This is a genomic window from Xanthomonas sp. NCPPB 2922 (genome assembly GCF_041520885.1).
Classification (GTDB): Bacteria; Pseudomonadota; Gammaproteobacteria; order Xanthomonadales; family Xanthomonadaceae; genus Xanthomonas; species Xanthomonas campestris.
Genome location: NZ_JBGOFY010000016.1, coordinates 89,282 through 104,263, shown reverse-complemented (window position 1 = coordinate 104,263; position 14,982 = coordinate 89,282). Strand labels below are relative to the sequence as shown.

Genomic DNA, 14,982 nt, shown 5'->3' with positions numbered 1-14,982 from the left:
TTGGTTGTGAAGCTTCGATGCGCGCGCAACCGCGACACAACTACTGGCTGGGTCCTCCAGCAACGCCCGCAAACCCGCGGCCTCGCCTTCATTGGCAGCCCTAGCGATCAGCGCCTGCACGCCTGATCGGTAGGCCGTCTGCTGCGTCTGTGCGGCCGGCACCGCCACGTCGGGGATCACGCCACTGCGCTCCAAATTGCCGCGGGTGATCGGGCTCACTAACCGGGCGTAGGGCACCACCGCAACAACCTGGTTACTGATCTTGAAGCCGCGGCTTGGATGCGCACCGCAAGCGGTGACCTCGCCCACCACCGTGGCGCGCGACAGCGCCTGCAGCGCATACGCAACGTCTTCGGCTGCCAAAAAGGTCTGCTGGCTGCTCAGGAGGTACACCGGTTTGCTGCCACCAAAAGCCTGCCCTGGCAGACCCGGCGTGGTCCAGGCTTGCTCGATCACTCCGCCCTTGCGGGTCACGATGTCGTGCAAGCGCACGCGCGTGTCGAACCGATAGCTGGCCAGCTACGCCACCATCGCCGGGTCGCCGGGTCGCCGCCACCGTTATCGCGCAGGTCAATGATCAGCGCATCGGTATTAGCGACGAAGTCCATCGCCGAACTCGTGGTTTCGGCGCCAGATACGGGTAGGCGAAGAAGCGGAACTTCGCGTAACCGATGTTGCCGGGCAGGCGCTGGACCTTGTCGAATGCAAAGTTGTCTTGGCCACCGCCGGGTGCGCGGCCCCCACGACAAAAGCCCCGCACTGGGCGGGGCTTGGTCGCAACGGGAGACAATCGCCCTAGCGGGTGATCAGTCGCCCTGCTGCTTCTGCAGGTGCTCCCAACGCTCCTGGGCGTCAATGGTGCGCTCGGCGGTCAGACGCGCCTCCAGGCGGTCCAGGCCGATCTCTTCGCCGGTGTCCACGCAATAGCCGTAGTCGCCGTCTTCCAGACGCTTGAGCGTGCTGTCGATCTTGGAGATCAACTTGCGTGCACGGTCGCGCGCGCGCAGCTCGAGCGAGTTCTCGGTCTCGCGGGTGGCACGTTCGGCTTCGTCGCCGATGTCACGCACTTCTTCGCGCAGGTTCTCGATGGTCTGCTTGGACTCTTCCACCATCTCGTTGCGCCAACGCTGCAGGCGCTGACGGAAGTACTCCTGCTGCAGCTTGCTCATGTACTCCTCGTCCGCGGAGGGCTTGTAGCCCTGCGGCAGGATCGGGCGGCCGGTGGTCTCGTCGGTCTTGTAGTCGACGACCTTGTACTTGGCCTTCGGGGTCGAGCCCGACGGTTTGGAGGTCACGGCCACAGCCACCTTGCCGACCGGACGGGTCGCGGCGGGCTTGGCGGGGGCTTCGGTTTTGGTTGGCGTTTTTGCTGAGGATTTCGAAACGGGCACGGGATTCTTGGATGACGGGGTCGCAGACTTCGCCGGCTTCGCAGGGACGGCCTTGGGGGCCGGTGCGGGCGCGGGCTTGGCAGCCTTGACCGGGACTGACTTGGCCGGAGCCGGCGTGGTGGCCGGCTTCGGTACGGACTTGGTGGCCACCGGTTTGGTGACCGGCTTGGCGGCAGCCTGAGCTGCCTTGCTCGCCGCCGGCTTGGCAGCACTCTTGGCGACGGGTTTCACGGGCTTGGGCGCTGCGGGTTTCGAGGCCGGCGCCGGCTTGGCAGCGGTCTTGGTCGCAGGTGCCTTCTTGGCAACCGGTTGCTTGGCGGCCGGGGTCGCCTTCTTGGCGGCCGGCTTGGCAGCGGCAGGCGCCGCGGCCTTCTTGGCAACAGGCTTGGCGGACTTCTTGGCGGCCTGGACGGCCTTTTGTGCAGTTTTTTTAGCAGCCACGAAACGCTCTTCCTTGGTTCCCCCGGGGCCCGGGAAAGCGGGCCTTTATAGCCTACCCCACAGACCCCCGGCAACCACGTATTAATCCAAGTGGCATATCATTGGCAAGTGATCGGACGCCTGCTCATCGCGCTGCTGCGCTTCTACAAGCGGTTCATCAGCCCCCTGCTGGGGCCGCGCTGCCGTTTTGCGCCCAGCTGCTCGGAGTATGCGATGACTGCCATCGCCCGCTTCGGTCCGCTCCGCGGCAGCTGGTTGGCTGCACGCCGCCTGGGCCGCTGCCATCCGTTCCATCCGGGCGGGTTCGACCCCGTCCCCGATGCGCCCGCATCCTCCCCCTCTTCCTGCCGCTGCAAAGGACCCCATCCATGAGCCGAACCGTCATCGTCAACGCCCGCCTGGTCAATGAAGGCAAGGAGTTCGACGCCGATCTCCTGATCGAAGGCGGCCGCATCGCCCGCATCGACAGCCATATCGCGCCGGCTGCCGGCGACACCGTGGTGGATGCGGCCGGCCGCTGGCTGCTGCCCGGGATGATCGATGACCAGGTGCACTTCCGCGAGCCGGGCCTGACTCACAAAGGCGACATCGCCACCGAATCCGGTGCCGCGGTGGCCGGTGGCCTGACCAGCTTCATGGACATGCCCAACACCAATCCGCCGACCCTGAACGCCGACGCGCTGCAGGCCAAGTACGATGCCGCCGCCGGGCGCGCCTGGGCCAACTACGGCTTCTATATGGGCGCCAGCAACGACAACCTGGCCCACATCCAGTCGCTGGATCCGAAGACCGCACCCGGCATCAAGGTGTTCATGGGCGCCTCCACCGGCAATATGCTGGTGGACAACCCCGAGACGCTGGATGCGATCTTCCGCGACGCTCCCACACCGATCATCACCCACTGCGAAGACACCCCCACCATCGATGCCACGATGGCTGCCTACAAGGAAAAGTACGGCGAGGCGTTGACTGCCGAGATGCATCCGGACATCCGCTCGCGCGAAGCCTGCCTGAAGTCCTCGCAGCTGGCGGTGTCGCTGGCGCGCAAGCACAACACCCGCCTGCACGTGCTGCACATCTCCACCGCCGATGAATTGATGTTGTTCGAAGCCGGCCCGTTGGTGGATGCCGATGGCAAGGTGCGCAAACGCATCACCGCCGAGACCTGCATCCATTTCCTGCGCTTTGACCGCAGCGATTACGCGCGCCTGGGCAACCTGATCAAATGCAATCCCGCGATCAAGGATCCCGAGGACCGCCTGGCATTGATCGAGGCCTTGGCCGAAGACGTCATCGACGTGCTCGCCACCGATCATGCCCCGCATACCTGGGACGAAAAGCAGAAGCCGTATGCGCAGGCACCCTCGGGCTTGCCGCTGGTGCAATACGCGCTGGTCGCCGCGCTGGAGCTCGTGCATGAAGGCAAGCTGCCGATCACCCGTATCGTGCAGAAGTTCGCGCATGCGCCGGCGCAGTTGTTCGACGTGGAGCAGCGCGGCTTCCTGCGCGAAGGCTACTTCGCCGACCTGGTGCTGATCGACAACACGCCGTTCACCGTCAAGCGCGAACAGGTGCTGTCCAAGTGCGGCTGGTCGCTGTTCGAAGGCACCACCTTCCGCTCACGCATCGCTGCGACCTGGGTCAACGGCCAGCAGGTGTGGGACGGCGAACAGCTGGTGGGCAGTGCCGCCGGCCAGCGCCTGACCTTCGACCGCTGATGCGTGCATTGCTGATGGGCGCGGCGCTTGCGCTGGCGCCGTGCGCATTGCTCACGGTGCCGGTGTGCGCGCAGGAGCCCGCCGCTGCAGACGGGCGCGTGGTGTTTCCGGCCAGCGCCTCGCAAGGGGCGATGGTGATCGGCAAGGTGCCGGCGGGCAGCCGGGTCGAGTACGCCGGCCGCGCGCTGCGCGTGAGCGGCTATGGCAGCGTGGTGTTCGGCATCGGCCGTGACGCCACCGGCCCGTTGCAGGTGCAGATCACCCGCGCCGATGGTGGAAAGGAGACCGCAACCATCGCGGTCACTCCGCGTGACTGGCCGGTGGAGCGCGTCAACGGCGTGCCGCCAAAGACCGTGAACCCACCATTGGCCATTGCCGAGCGCATCAAGCGCGAGCAGGCGCAGGTGACTACCGCACGCGATCGCGACGACCCACGCGCCGATTTTGCGCAGCCCTTCGTGTGGCCGGTGCAGGGCCGCATCAGCGGCCGCTTCGGCAATGCGCGCGTGTACAACGGCCAGCCTGGCGCCGGTCATTCGGGCATGGATATCGCCGTGCCCACCGGCACGCCGGTCAAGGCGCCCGCCGCTGGCGTGGTGACCTTTGCGGCACCGGATCTGTACCTGACCGGCGGCACGTTGCTGCTTGACCACGGCTTCGGCATCAGTTCGAACTTCCTGCACCTGTCGCGGATCGACGTGAAGGTAGGCGATCGCGTGGAACAGGGCCAGGTCATCGCCGCGGTGGGTGCCACCGGGCGCGCGACCGGGCCGCATCTGCATTGGGGGATGAATTGGTTCGATGTGCGTATCGACCCCTTGTTGGTGCTTGAGCGCGGGAAGTAAGTGCCAGTGGGCGGCTTTTCCCTTCTCCCCTCGGGAGAAGGTGGCGCGTAGCGCCGGATGAGGGTGCGGCTGCTACTGGTTAACTGAGTAACCGTACCCTCACCCCAACCCCTCTCCCGGGGGGAGAGGGGCTTTCACTTGCCGGCAGCGAAGCGTGTCGTCGACGATTGCGTACAATTGTTGATTGATCGAATGCCTGGGCTGTGGGCTGTGGGCTGTGGCAATGCCAGCGTTTGCGCATCAAGCGCTCAACCCGTGCACGCTCACAGCCACCCGTGGACACCTCCCTTCTCCCACCGGGCGAAGGTGGCGCGTAGCGCCGGATGAGGGCGCGCCGGCTGCTGGTTAACTAAGCAACCGTACCCTCACCCCAACCCTCTCCCGCAGGGAAAGGGGCTTTCAGCAATTGCGGCCGCACAGCGGCCTGTCGGTGATTCCACCCACTTGTCGATTGATCGAATGGATTTGCTGCGCGTGCGAGGCTATGCGGCACTAAAAGCGTGAGCCAACGACACGCTAGTGCCACTGCGCGAGCACAGGGCAGACATGCTGAACTCGCAGACCAGACCAGACCAGACCGGGAACCGGGAGCTGGGCCTGTCTCTCTGGAACCTGAGGTCAAGCATCAGGAAAGTTAATAAAGATCGGAACGCCACCACGTTGCACCACACCTACCCGCTGCGCTTGTGTCCGTCGCCGGGCTTTGGGGTATAACCGGGAGAGCGTCGATCATTGCCGGTGACAGCGGCCGATCAGCCAGCGACGGTCAGTCCGTGTCGCGGCCCAGTCCTGGCAACCGACGCGCTTCATCTCCCCTCCCCCGACTGCAGGAGATGTGCGACATGCGCAACGAGCAACTCAAGCCGACCCTGGGCACCTGGCAACTGTGGGGCATTGCAGTCGGGTTGGTGATTTCAGGCGAATATTTCGGCTGGAGTTATGGCTGGGGCACGGCCGGCACCTTGGGCTTTCTGGTCACCACGGTGCTGGTGGCGGTGATGTACACCTGCTTCATTTTCAGTTTCACCGAACTGACCACGGCCATCCCCAATGCAGGCGGCCCGTTCGCCTACAGCCTGCGCGCGTTCGGCACCTATGGCGGCATGCTCGCCGGGCTGGCGACCTTGATCGAATTCGTGTTCGCGCCGCCGGCCATTGCCATGGCAATCGGCGCGTATCTCAATGTGCAGTTCCCCACACTGGACCCACGCGTCGCCGCGATCGGGGCGTACGTGATCTTCATGAGCTTGAACATCGTGGGTGTGGCGATCGCGGCCACCTTCGAGTTGATCGTGACCTTGCTGGCGGTGATCGAGCTGCTGGTGTTCATGGGCGTGGTGGCGCCGGGTTTCAGCGTGACGCGCTTTGCCGCCAACGGCTGGGCCGGCAGCAATCAGTTCGGGCCGGCGGCGATCTCGGGCATCTTCGCCGCGATCCCGTTTGCGATCTGGTTCTTCCTGGCGATTGAGGGCGCGGCAATGGCCGCCGAAGAAGCCAAGGACCCGAAACGAACCATTCCACGCGCCTACATCGCCGGCATTCTTACCCTGGTGGTGCTGGCGCTGGGTGTGATGGTGTTTGCCGGCGGCGTCGGTGACTGGCGCCAGCTGTCCAACATCAATGACCCACTGCCGCAGGCAATGAAGGCGGTGGTGGGCAACAGCTCGACGTGGTTGCACATGCTGGTGTGGATCGGCCTGTTCGGTCTCGTGGCCAGTTTCCACGGCATCATCCTGGGCTATTCGCGGCAGTTCTTCGCGCTGGCACGCGCCGGCTTCCTGCCGCACGGGCTGGCGAAGTTGTCGCGCTTCCGCACGCCGCACCGGGCCATCCTCGCCGGTGGCGTGATCGGCATTGCGGCCATCTGCAGCGACAGCGTTGTGAAGATTCAGGGCATGTCGCTGACCGCGGCCATGATCACCATGTCCGTGTTCGGCGCCATCGTGATGTATGTGATGAGCATGCTCAGCCTGTTCAAATTGCGCCGCGCCGAACCCACGCTGGAGCGCAGCTTCCGTGCGCCCGGCTACCCGGTGGTGCCGGCGATCGCCTTGCTGCTGGCGCTTGTGTGCCTGGTGGCGATGGTCTGGTTCAACCCGCTGGTGGCGTTGGTCTTCGTCGGCCTGCTGCTGTTCGGTGCGGTGTGTTGCCTGCTGAGCTTGCGTGGCCGCGCCAACGCCGGGGGTATCGCGGGATGAGTGGATTTGCCTTCAGTGCCGGCGGCGAGCGCTTCCGCTTCGCCGATCTGAAGGACCTGCTGGCCAAGGCCACGCCCGCGCGCTCGGGCGACCAGCTCGCAGGGCTGGCGGCCCACTCCGAATTGCAGCGTGTCGCCGCACAGATGGCGCTGGCGGAGCTGCCGCTGCGGCATTTCCTCGACGAGGCGGTGGTGCCGTATGAAAGTGATGAAGTCACGCGCCTGATCGTCGATCAGCACGATGCTGCCGCGTTCGCGCCGGTGGCGCACCTTACCGTTGGCGGGTTTCGTGATTGGCTGCTGGGCGCGCAAGCCGACGACGCCGCGCTGGCGGCATTGGCACCGGGGCTGATGCCGGAAATGGTGGCGGCCGTCTCCAAGCTGATGCGGGTGCAGGACCTGATCCTGGTCGCGCAGAAAACCCGCGTGGTCACCCGCTTCCGCAACACGCTGGGGTTGCGTGGCCGCCTGTCCACGCGCCTGCAGCCCAACCATCCCACCGACGATGCCACCGGCATTGCCGCCAGCGTGCTGGATGGCCTGCTGTACGGAAACGGCGATGCGGTGATCGGCATCAATCCGGCCAGCGACAGCCTGGCCGCGACCACCGCGTTGCTGCGCATGCTCGATGCGGTGATCACTGGCTACGGCATCCCCACCCAGGCGTGCGTGCTCGCGCACATCACCACCACCATCGATGCGATCAACCGCGGCGTGCCGGTGGATCTGGTGTTCCAGTCCATTGCCGGCACCGAAGCGGCCAACACCAGCTTCGGCATCAACCTGGCGTTGCTGCAGGAAGGGCTGGACGCGGGCCTGTCGCAACAGCGCGGCAGCGTGGGCAACAACGTGATGTATTTCGAAACCGGCCAAGGCAGCGCGCTGTCGGCCAATGCGCATCATGGCGTGGATCAACAGACCTGCGAGGTGCGTGCCTACGCGGTGGCGCGCCAGTTCAACCCGCTGCTGGTCAATACCGTGGTGGGCTTCATCGGCCCGGAATATCTCTACGACGGCAAACAGATCATCCGTGCGGGACTGGAGGACCATTTCTGCGGCAAGCTGCTTGGCGTGCCGATGGGCTGCGACATCTGTTACACCAACCATGCCGAAGCCGATCAGGACGACATGGACATGCTGCTGACCCTGCTGGGCACCGCCGGCATCAACTTCATCATGGGCATTCCGGGCTCGGACGATGTGATGCTCAACTACCAGACCACCTCCTTCCACGACGCGCTGTACGCGCGGCAGGCGCTGGGCCTGCGCCCCGCGCCGGAGTTCGAACACTGGCTGGAGACGCAAGGCATCCTGCGCCTGCGCGATGGCCGGTTCGAATTGGGCAGTGAGATGCCGGCGCCGTTTCGCAAGGCGCTGTCACAGCTGGATGCGGAGCAACGCGGATGAGCACGCCAACCACACCACCTCGCGATGCGTGGGCACGCTTGTGAGCGCTGACACCGGCCCGCATCGCGTTGGGGCGAGCCGGCACCAGCCTGCCGACCGCTTCGCATCTGGAGTTCCAGCTTGCGCATGCGCAGGCGCGCGATGCCGTGCACCTGGCGTTCGATCCTGCGCCGTTGCAGGCGGTGCTGCAGCAGCGCGGCCGCCGCAGCGTGTTGCTGCATAGCGCGGCATCAGACCGTCATCTGTATCTGCAACGGCCCGACCTGGGCCGCCGCCTGAGCGATGAGGCGGCCGAACAGCTGCGTGGCACGACCGCCGTGCATGGCGGTGGCGCGGATCTGGCGGTGGTGGTGGCAGATGGTCTGTCTGCACTGGCGGTGCTTCGGCATGCAGGCGCGATGCTGGAGCAGATCGATGCGCTGGCCGCGCACGAAGGATGGTCGTTGGCGCCGGTGACCCTGATTGCGCAAGGCCGCGTGGCGATTGGCGATGAGGTGGGCGAACTGCTGCAGGCGCAAGCGGTGATCGTGCTGATTGGCGAGCGCCCGGGACTCAGCTCGCCAGACAGCCTGGGGCTGTATCTCACCTATGCGCCGCGTGTTGGGCATACCGATGCGGCACGCAATTGCATTTCCAATATCCGTGGCGAAGGCCTGAGCTATGCCGAGGCTGGCCACAAACTCGGCTACCTGCTGCGCGAGGCGTTCAGACGCAAACTCTCTGGCGTGCAGCTCAAGGACGAGGCGGATCGCCCACTGCTGGGCACCGATACCGCATCGCAAGCGGCGCCGCGCAACTTCCTGCTGCCCGAATAAACGAAGAGCGCATGGCGCTGCCTGAATCGGCGGCGCCACGCGCTCGTTTCCAAATCACCAAGCTGATACGCGCGCTTACTTGAGCGCGCCATCCTGCGGATCGCTGGCCGCATAGGTGCTGGTGGGCAATTCGTTATCGTGCGGCTTGCGCAAGGCGGCGCGCACTGATTCGGGGAGCTGTTCCACGTCCAGCATCACCTTGCCAGAATGTACATCGCGCACCACCGAGGTGGCCACGATGAAGTCGCCACCGTTTTCGATATTGATCACCAACTCGGCCCCGTTGCTGCGCACTTCGCGCACCGCGCCAACGCCCACTTCGCCATCGCGCAAGAACACCATCTGGCCCACTTCAACCTGCTGCATCGTGCTTCTCCTGTAGCGCACCGCGTGGCTGCTGCGGCACTGGTGGCGCATGATCGCGCTGCGGCACGTTCTGGCGAAGTGAAGCGCACGTGCTCACGCTGTGGGCGCGTGTTGCAACGCGCCCGCAGGCAAGCGTGCGGGCAGCCCGGCAATGCGCTCGAATTCCACGACATCGTGCGAACAGAACACCTCCACCTCCGCACCATGCTGCTGCCGCAGTGCGCGCAACCGTTGCTGGTTATGCAGCCTTGCAGTGCGGTCCTTTTCCAGCATCCATTGATAGAAACGCAGCCCGGGCGTGCAATAAGGCTGCGGGTCCATTTCGCGGTGATAGAAATACGCATCGCCGGCGAGCAGCAGCCAACGCTCAGGGGTGCGCACCGCGACGGCGGCATGCCCGAACGTGTGGCCGGGCAGCGGCACCAGCAGGATCTCTGGCGGTAGCCCGTGCAAATCATGCACGCACTCCAGGCCCATCCAGCCCGCGCCGGCGGTACTGTCATAGGTGCGCCATTGCTCACGCGTGGACCATTGCTGCGGGCGAAAGCGTTGCCGGTCCATCCAGGTGTGCTGCGCCAGCGCGGCATCACGCTCACGCGTCATCAGATGCACGCGCGCATGCGGAAAATCATCCAGCCCGCCAGCATGGTCGAAATCCAGATGGGTGAGCACGATATGCCGCACATCGCGCGGGTCGAAACCCAAGCGCTGGATCTGCCGGATCGCCGTCATGTCTTCGCGCAGGTCCGGTTTCACCAACGCCAGAAAGAACGCGCTTAGCCGCGCACGTGGCTCGGCGACATCCCGCAGCCCGAAGCCGGTGTCAATCAGGACCAGACCGGCATTGGTTTCCACCAACAGGCAATGGCAGCTCAGGTGGCCGCGCTCAAGCACGCCGTGCGTGCGTCCATCCATCAGGTGGCCGCCCAGCGGGCAGGTGGAGATGCAGTTGAGGTGGTGCACGCGCATCGGCACGCTCCGCGCTTGGCGGGCCAGCATTGCAAGGCCGTCGTCGCTCATCGGTGAGCGATGCAGCGACGACGGCCGCCACGCACACACTGCTTTGACGGCTGTGTGTGCGTGCCAAGAGCAGCGATCAAAACGACTGCGCAGCTGCCAGGCGGGCGCGGCCGATGCTCGGAGTTGGTATATACCCACGTACACTCCGATTCCTCCACGCGGCCGCATCCACCTGACGACTGCTCGCTACGTTCCGTTAGGCGCTCCAGGGCACCTCAGCGCAGCGGGACGTCCGCCACCTTGTCCTGGTAGTCCTTCTTCGGGTCCACGCCGAGCAGCACCTTGATGCCGGCCAGCAGGCTGGAGCCGTTGAGCCAGATTTGCGCGTGATCGGCGTCCAGGCGCAGCAGCGCCAGCTTGGGATCGTCCTTGCCGCCTTCGTACCAGGCCGCGACGTACGGGTTCCACAGGCGATCGACTACGGCTGGGTCGGTGTCTTCGCGCAGCGAACCACTGATGCTGGCGAACAGGTCATGCCCCTTGCTGCTGAACGCGCCGATCACGCGCCGGCCCTGGCCCAGCATCGCAATCAAGGCATTGTCCTTGGAAGTAAAGAACCAGATCGGGCCACCACTGTCGCCTTCGATCTGCGCGGTCATCGGGCGCGCATGGCCGTCTTCGACGCCATCCAGGCCGAGCATCACGGTGCGATCGGACTTGAGGGCTTTCCAGAATTTGTCTTGCAGGTCTTTGGGATCTGCCATCTTCGATTCCTGACTAGGCGCATGTCTCTGCGGGTGCGTCAGTCTGGAAGCCGGCATGCCCACGGCATGTGACGACGTGCGCCGTTGCATGCCGCGTGGGCCTGCATGGTTGCGTGGCACTGCCGTTGTGCAAACGCATATTCGCGTTGCCCAGCAGTGCGTTGTTGCGACGCGCGCACAGTGCAAAGCATGACCCCGGCGAAGCTCTTGCACATTGCCGCTGCTGCACGCCGCAGCCAAGCGGCCGCGGCAGTAGCATCGCCGCACCGCGCATGCGGTGCCAGCACGTTTGCTTCGCAAGCCACGGTGTGCCCCGCCTGCGTCTGCTTTGCCAGCACGCGGCGCACCGTTGGTGTTTGGCGTTTGGCGTTTGCCATCCGGCAAGCGCATCCTCTCCGGAGAGCGTCATCCCATGTCTGCATCGCATATCCGCACCACCTGCCTCGCCACCGCGCTGCTGAGCCTGATCAGCCTTGATGCTGCTGCCCTCACCGGCACCGCCAGCCGCCCGCAGCTCACCAGCAGCGAAGCAGGCACGTATACGATCAGCAAGGCGCTCGCCAAAGCCGGCCCGATCACAGCGTTGGTGACCGACAACTGGAACCCCATTGCCGGCGTGGCGCTGCTGATCGCCGACTTTGCAGTGGCCGCCGATGGCTCCACCCATTATCGCACGGTGCAATCGGCAATCGACGCGGCAGTGGCCGCCGGTGGCAGCACGCGCCGCTACATCAGCGTCAAGGCCGGCACCTACACCGAGCTGGTGTGCGTGCCGAGCGGCGCACCGCCACTGACCCTGTTCGGGCTTGGCAGCGCCACGACCGACACCGTCATCCGCTACAACAACGCCAACCCCACGCCCAAGCCAACCGGCACCGCAAGTCACCCCTGCGCCAGCAATGCGTCAGCCGCCACAGTGGGCACTTCCAATAGCGCGACGGTTACCGTGCGTGCCAGCGGCTTCCAGGCACGGCATCTGCGCTTCGACAATAACTATGTGGAAGGCACCTACGCCGACAACAATCAATCGGCAGTGGCACTGGCCGTGCGCGGCGACCAGGCCAGCTTCGAAGACGTGCTGGTCACCGGCAACCAGGACACCTTGCTGATCAGCGCGACCAACGCCGCCAACGTGATCCGCGCCTATTTCAAGAGCAGCACGATCGAAGGCGATGTCGATTTCATCTTCGGATCCGGCATCGGCGTATTCGACAACGCAATCATTCGCTCGGCCGGCGCGCGCCTGGGCAGCAGCCTTGGTGGCTACATCTTCGCGCCAAGCACGCGCCCGGCAGCGGCTACGGGTTTCTTGCGATCAACAGCCGCTTCGTGACGGGCTCCGGATCGCCGGACAATCAAACCTACCTCGGGCGCGCATGGGACGAAGGCGTCAGTGGCCTGTCCGCGTACGTCAACGGCACCTCACCCAATGGCCAGGTCACCATCCGCGATTCCACACTGGGCAGCCACATCCGCAAGACCGCGCCATGGAATGCCTCCACCGCCACCCGCCCGTTCTGCAGCAGCAATTGCACCAATTCGGCCAACCGCTTTTTGAATACGGCAACAGTGGTGCTGGCAGTGCCGACTGATCCAGACCGCAGCGTGCGATAGCAGCGTCGGGCCGGCACGCGTGTTTGCGCATGCCGGCGGCGGCGCCAGCGCAGTGGACCTGCTTCGCTAAATAGGTTATCTGTCTCGCTGTGATTACGCGGCGAGGTGCAACGGATATCGCAGCGGGTATTGAACTCACATAACGGCCCCCGGCTTGCTGTTAGGTGGAGCACCACGGCAATGAGTACGGCTTGTTGCCTTAGCGCCAGCCGTTTGATACCGCGCGAGAGGGCAATTAGATGGAGGCAGTGCGACCGCAACGCGACATGCGCTTTTGCGATTAGCGCTTCGCAGACATCGAGACGCCGTGCACCTCCATGCGTGTGGTGAGATAGATCTCGCAGCGCTCTCCGCGGTAAGCCATCCGTAGCGCAGGACTGGCAGCGCCGCGGCCGGCAACTGCGCGCACGTCTAAACATCAGCTCGGCACGCAGGCTGCCGCCTCCACGCCAACACCTCATCAGACCTCGTACTCGCTTCGGCGCAGCGGGGCAGACTTCGCCTGCCGGTTTGCGAGCGCCAGGCAAACGCGCGATGGTGGCGTGCCATCCGACCAATCACGCACACGATCAATCATGCGACTCGCATCCGCGCTGCACTGTGCATCTCTCGCATGAGGTGAGCAGTGCACTGCGCAAATTCAGCGTGGCGTGCCATCGCAGCGATCTGCGCTTATTCCTTGCAGCACGCATCGCATCCCTTTTTGTCATCTCCCGCTCCCACTTCCCTCCCCGCCCGGAACCGCCGATGCAACCGCACCCTCGCCTTCCCGCGCTCGCGCCACTCTCGCTCGCACTCCTCGGCCTTGCCACGTTTCAGGCGAGTGCAGCACGCCCGCATGGGCTTGACGGCGCCGATACCGCGCACAGCATCTCCACCAGTTGGGGTGTCGTGCAGCAGCCCACGCTCCCCAGCCAGGTCTGCACAACGCTCAAGGCTGCGCTGGTGCCGGTTGCCGGCTCGCTGGATGCGCTCGACCAGGATCCCACCCAGTCCAAACGCGACACCGCACGCCTGCAGGCGGCCATCGACGATTGCCCTGCCGGCAGCGCGGTGCGCTTGGTGGTTGGCGATGGCGGAGAATCCGGCCTGTTGAGCGGCCCTCTCACCATCAAGAGCGGCGTGACCTTGTGGATCGATCGCGGCGTGACCTTGTTCGGCTCGCGCAATCCGCAGGATTACGACAATGGCCTGGGCACCTGCGGCACCGCCACCACCGACAAGGCCAAGTCCTGCAACCCGTTGATCCACGCCGCCAACACTGCCAAGAGCGCCATCGTCGGTGCCGGCAAGATCGACGGCCGCGGCGGCAGCACGCTCACAGCAGGACCGAATGCGGGCAAGGCCAGCTGGTGGGATCTGGCCTATCTCAACATCACCAAGGGCCTGAGCCAGCACGTGCCACGGCTGCTGCAGATCGATGACAGCACCGACTTCACGCTGTACGACATCACCCTGGAAAACTCGCCCAATTTCCACGTCACCACCGACAACGTTGTGGGCCTGACCGCCTGGGGCATCAAGATTCTCGCGCCCAGCCTGGTGTATTCGCGCCCCGGCTACCACTGCCCTGCCGGCAGCACCCCGGACGTCAATCCGCACGCCAGCTGCTTCACCCCGGAAACCGCCAAGAACACCGACGGTTTCGACCCTGGCCAATCCAAGAACGTGCTGCTGGCGTACTCGTATATCGGCACCGGCGATGACGGCGTGGCGATCAAGGCGCATGCCAAAAACAAGCGCAGCATCGCCTCGGAAAACATGCTGTTCGCCTACAACCAGTTCTACTACACGCACGGTTTTTCGCTCGGCAGCGAAACCGATTCGGGGATGCGCCATATCGCCGTGCGCGGCTTGAGCATCGACGGCTTCAACGCCAACGACGTGCAGCGCGATCCCTATTCGGCCAATGGCCTGCGTATCAAGTCCGATGCTTCGCGCGGCGGCCAGGTCTACGACATCAGCTTCGAGAACATCTGCATGCGCGGGGTTGCGCGGCCGCTGGTATTCGACGCCAACTACGCCAACCCGGCCACACGCGATCAGTTGCCGCGGTTCAGCGGCATTGCACTGACCAATGTGCACTCCCTGGGTTCCAAGGCCTTCGGTGGCGGCGAATTGAGCTTCTACGGCTATCGCGATGCGACCACCACCGTGCCCATCACCATGTCGCTCGACAACGTGGTGCTCGACGGCGGGCCGGTCGCCTTTGCGCAGCCGCATTTTGGTGGCCCAGCCAGCAACCCGGGCGCGGTGCACTTCACCTTCAAAGGCGGGCCGGTGAGCTTCTTTGATCAGCTCACCGAGTCGGCGGCCTACGATGTGCAGTTGCAGGGCCGGCCCGGGCCGGGCGCGCCGTTGCAATGCGACGATGCCTTCATTGCGTACCACAGCGTGCTGCCCGACTCACCGATCTAGGCAACGCGGTGTCCGCGTGTATGTGGCGCTGCTGCGGCCGGCCTGG

The 14,982-nt window shown here is 64.9% G+C and carries 12 protein-coding genes, 1 other RNA gene and 1 pseudogene; 9 read left to right on the top strand and 5 right to left on the bottom strand.

Features of this window, described 5'->3' with window-relative positions:
• Positions 1-486, bottom strand: a 486-nt coding sequence (locus ACD584_RS16785; protein ID WP_372357315.1) for a S41 family peptidase, incomplete at its 3' end; no start/stop codon positions are given.
• A gap of 320 nt (positions 487-806) precedes the next feature.
• Positions 807-1,832: an RNA polymerase-binding protein DksA gene (gene dksA / locus ACD584_RS16780; RefSeq protein WP_076035639.1), complete on the bottom strand. Its 1,026-nt coding sequence runs from the start codon at positions 1,830-1,832 to the stop codon at positions 807-809.
• 90 nt (positions 1,833-1,922) lie between these two features.
• On the opposite strand from dksA, the gene yidD reads away from it, so the two are divergent.
• The 6 genes from yidD (at position 1,923) to eutC (ending at position 8,814) form a co-directional block, all read left to right on the top strand.
• Positions 1,923-2,204 carry a membrane protein insertion efficiency factor YidD gene (gene yidD, locus ACD584_RS16775; RefSeq protein WP_012438162.1) on the top strand — a complete coding sequence of 94 codons (282 nt, stop codon included), beginning with the start codon at positions 1,923-1,925 and terminating at the stop codon, positions 2,202-2,204.
• The gene (locus ACD584_RS16770) at positions 2,201-3,550 is read left to right on the top strand and encodes a dihydroorotase (protein ID WP_076035638.1); all 1,350 of its coding nucleotides are present in this window, start codon (positions 2,201-2,203) and stop codon (positions 3,548-3,550) included. The genes yidD and ACD584_RS16770 overlap by 4 nt, the downstream gene beginning before the upstream one ends.
• Entirely contained in the window at positions 3,550-4,395 is an 846-nt protein-coding gene (locus tag ACD584_RS16765; protein WP_175611442.1) for a M23 family metallopeptidase, read from the top strand. Before ACD584_RS16770 ends, ACD584_RS16765 begins: the two co-directional genes overlap by 1 nt.
• An 833-nt stretch (positions 4,396-5,228) precedes the next feature.
• Positions 5,229-6,593, top strand: coding sequence for an ethanolamine permease (gene eat / locus ACD584_RS16760; protein ID WP_076035636.1), 1,365 nt, complete (start codon positions 5,229-5,231; stop codon positions 6,591-6,593).
• The gene (locus ACD584_RS16755; protein WP_076035635.1) at positions 6,590-7,999 is read left to right on the top strand and encodes an ethanolamine ammonia-lyase subunit EutB; all 1,410 of its coding nucleotides are present in this window, start codon (positions 6,590-6,592) and stop codon (positions 7,997-7,999) included. The genes eat and ACD584_RS16755 overlap by 4 nt, the downstream gene beginning before the upstream one ends.
• 47 nt (positions 8,000-8,046) lie before the next feature.
• Positions 8,047-8,814, top strand: coding sequence for an ethanolamine ammonia-lyase subunit EutC (gene eutC, locus ACD584_RS16750; protein ID WP_228438081.1), 768 nt, complete (start codon positions 8,047-8,049; stop codon positions 8,812-8,814).
• A gap of 75 nt (positions 8,815-8,889) precedes the next feature.
• On the opposite strand, the gene ACD584_RS16745 is transcribed toward eutC, so the two are convergent.
• Together ACD584_RS16745 and ACD584_RS16740 are read right to left on the bottom strand one after the other, a co-directional pair.
• A complete protein-coding gene (locus ACD584_RS16745) occupies positions 8,890-9,180 on the bottom strand; it encodes a hypothetical protein (RefSeq protein WP_175611441.1) in 291 nt (96 codons plus the stop codon).
• A 93-nt stretch (positions 9,181-9,273) separates the two neighbouring features.
• Positions 9,274-10,149: an MBL fold metallo-hydrolase gene (locus ACD584_RS16740; protein ID WP_076037668.1), complete on the bottom strand. Its 876-nt coding sequence runs from the start codon at positions 10,147-10,149 to the stop codon at positions 9,274-9,276.
• Between the two features lie 179 nt (positions 10,150-10,328).
• Between ACD584_RS16740 and ACD584_RS16735 the strand changes: the two genes are divergently transcribed.
• Positions 10,329-10,402: non-coding RNA, sX9 sRNA (locus ACD584_RS16735), on the top strand.
• Positions 10,403-10,415: 13 nt separating this feature from the next.
• Here ACD584_RS16735 and ACD584_RS16730 read toward each other — a convergent pair.
• The gene (locus ACD584_RS16730) at positions 10,416-10,904 is read right to left on the bottom strand and encodes a pyridoxamine 5'-phosphate oxidase family protein (RefSeq protein ID WP_076035634.1); all 489 of its coding nucleotides are present in this window, start codon (positions 10,902-10,904) and stop codon (positions 10,416-10,418) included.
• A gap of 454 nt (positions 10,905-11,358) precedes the next feature.
• On the opposite strand from ACD584_RS16730, the pseudogene ACD584_RS16725 reads away from it, so the two are divergent.
• Both ACD584_RS16725 and ACD584_RS16720 read left to right on the top strand, forming a co-directional pair.
• Positions 11,359-12,496 (top strand): annotated as a pseudogene (locus tag ACD584_RS16725) (putative acyl-CoA thioester hydrolase).
• 769 nt (positions 12,497-13,265) lie between these two features.
• Positions 13,266-14,936, top strand: a complete 1,671-nt coding sequence (locus ACD584_RS16720; RefSeq protein ID WP_116923771.1) for a glycoside hydrolase family 28 protein — start codon at positions 13,266-13,268, stop codon at positions 14,934-14,936.
• The last annotated feature ends 46 nt before the right edge of the window (positions 14,937-14,982 follow it).

Coding starts and splice junctions, on each gene's coding strand:
- ACD584_RS16770 (WP_076035638.1), top strand. CDS start 2,201: ATGAGCCGAACCGTCATCGTCAACGCCCGCCTGGTCAATGAAGGCAAG.
- ACD584_RS16765 (WP_175611442.1), top strand. CDS start 3,550: ATGCGTGCATTGCTGATGGGCGCGGCGCTTGCGCTGGCGCCGTGCGCA.
- eat (WP_076035636.1), top strand. CDS start 5,229: ATGTGCGACATGCGCAACGAGCAACTCAAGCCGACCCTGGGCACCTGG.
- ACD584_RS16755 (WP_076035635.1), top strand. CDS start 6,590: ATGAGTGGATTTGCCTTCAGTGCCGGCGGCGAGCGCTTCCGCTTCGCC.
- ACD584_RS16745 (WP_175611441.1), bottom strand. CDS start 9,180: ATGCAGCAGGTTGAAGTGGGCCAGATGGTGTTCTTGCGCGATGGCGAA.
- ACD584_RS16740 (WP_076037668.1), bottom strand. CDS start 10,149: ATGCGCGTGCACCACCTCAACTGCATCTCCACCTGCCCGCTGGGCGGC.
- ACD584_RS16730 (WP_076035634.1), bottom strand. CDS start 10,904: ATGGCAGATCCCAAAGACCTGCAAGACAAATTCTGGAAAGCCCTCAAG.
- ACD584_RS16720 (WP_116923771.1), top strand. CDS start 13,266: ATGCAACCGCACCCTCGCCTTCCCGCGCTCGCGCCACTCTCGCTCGCA.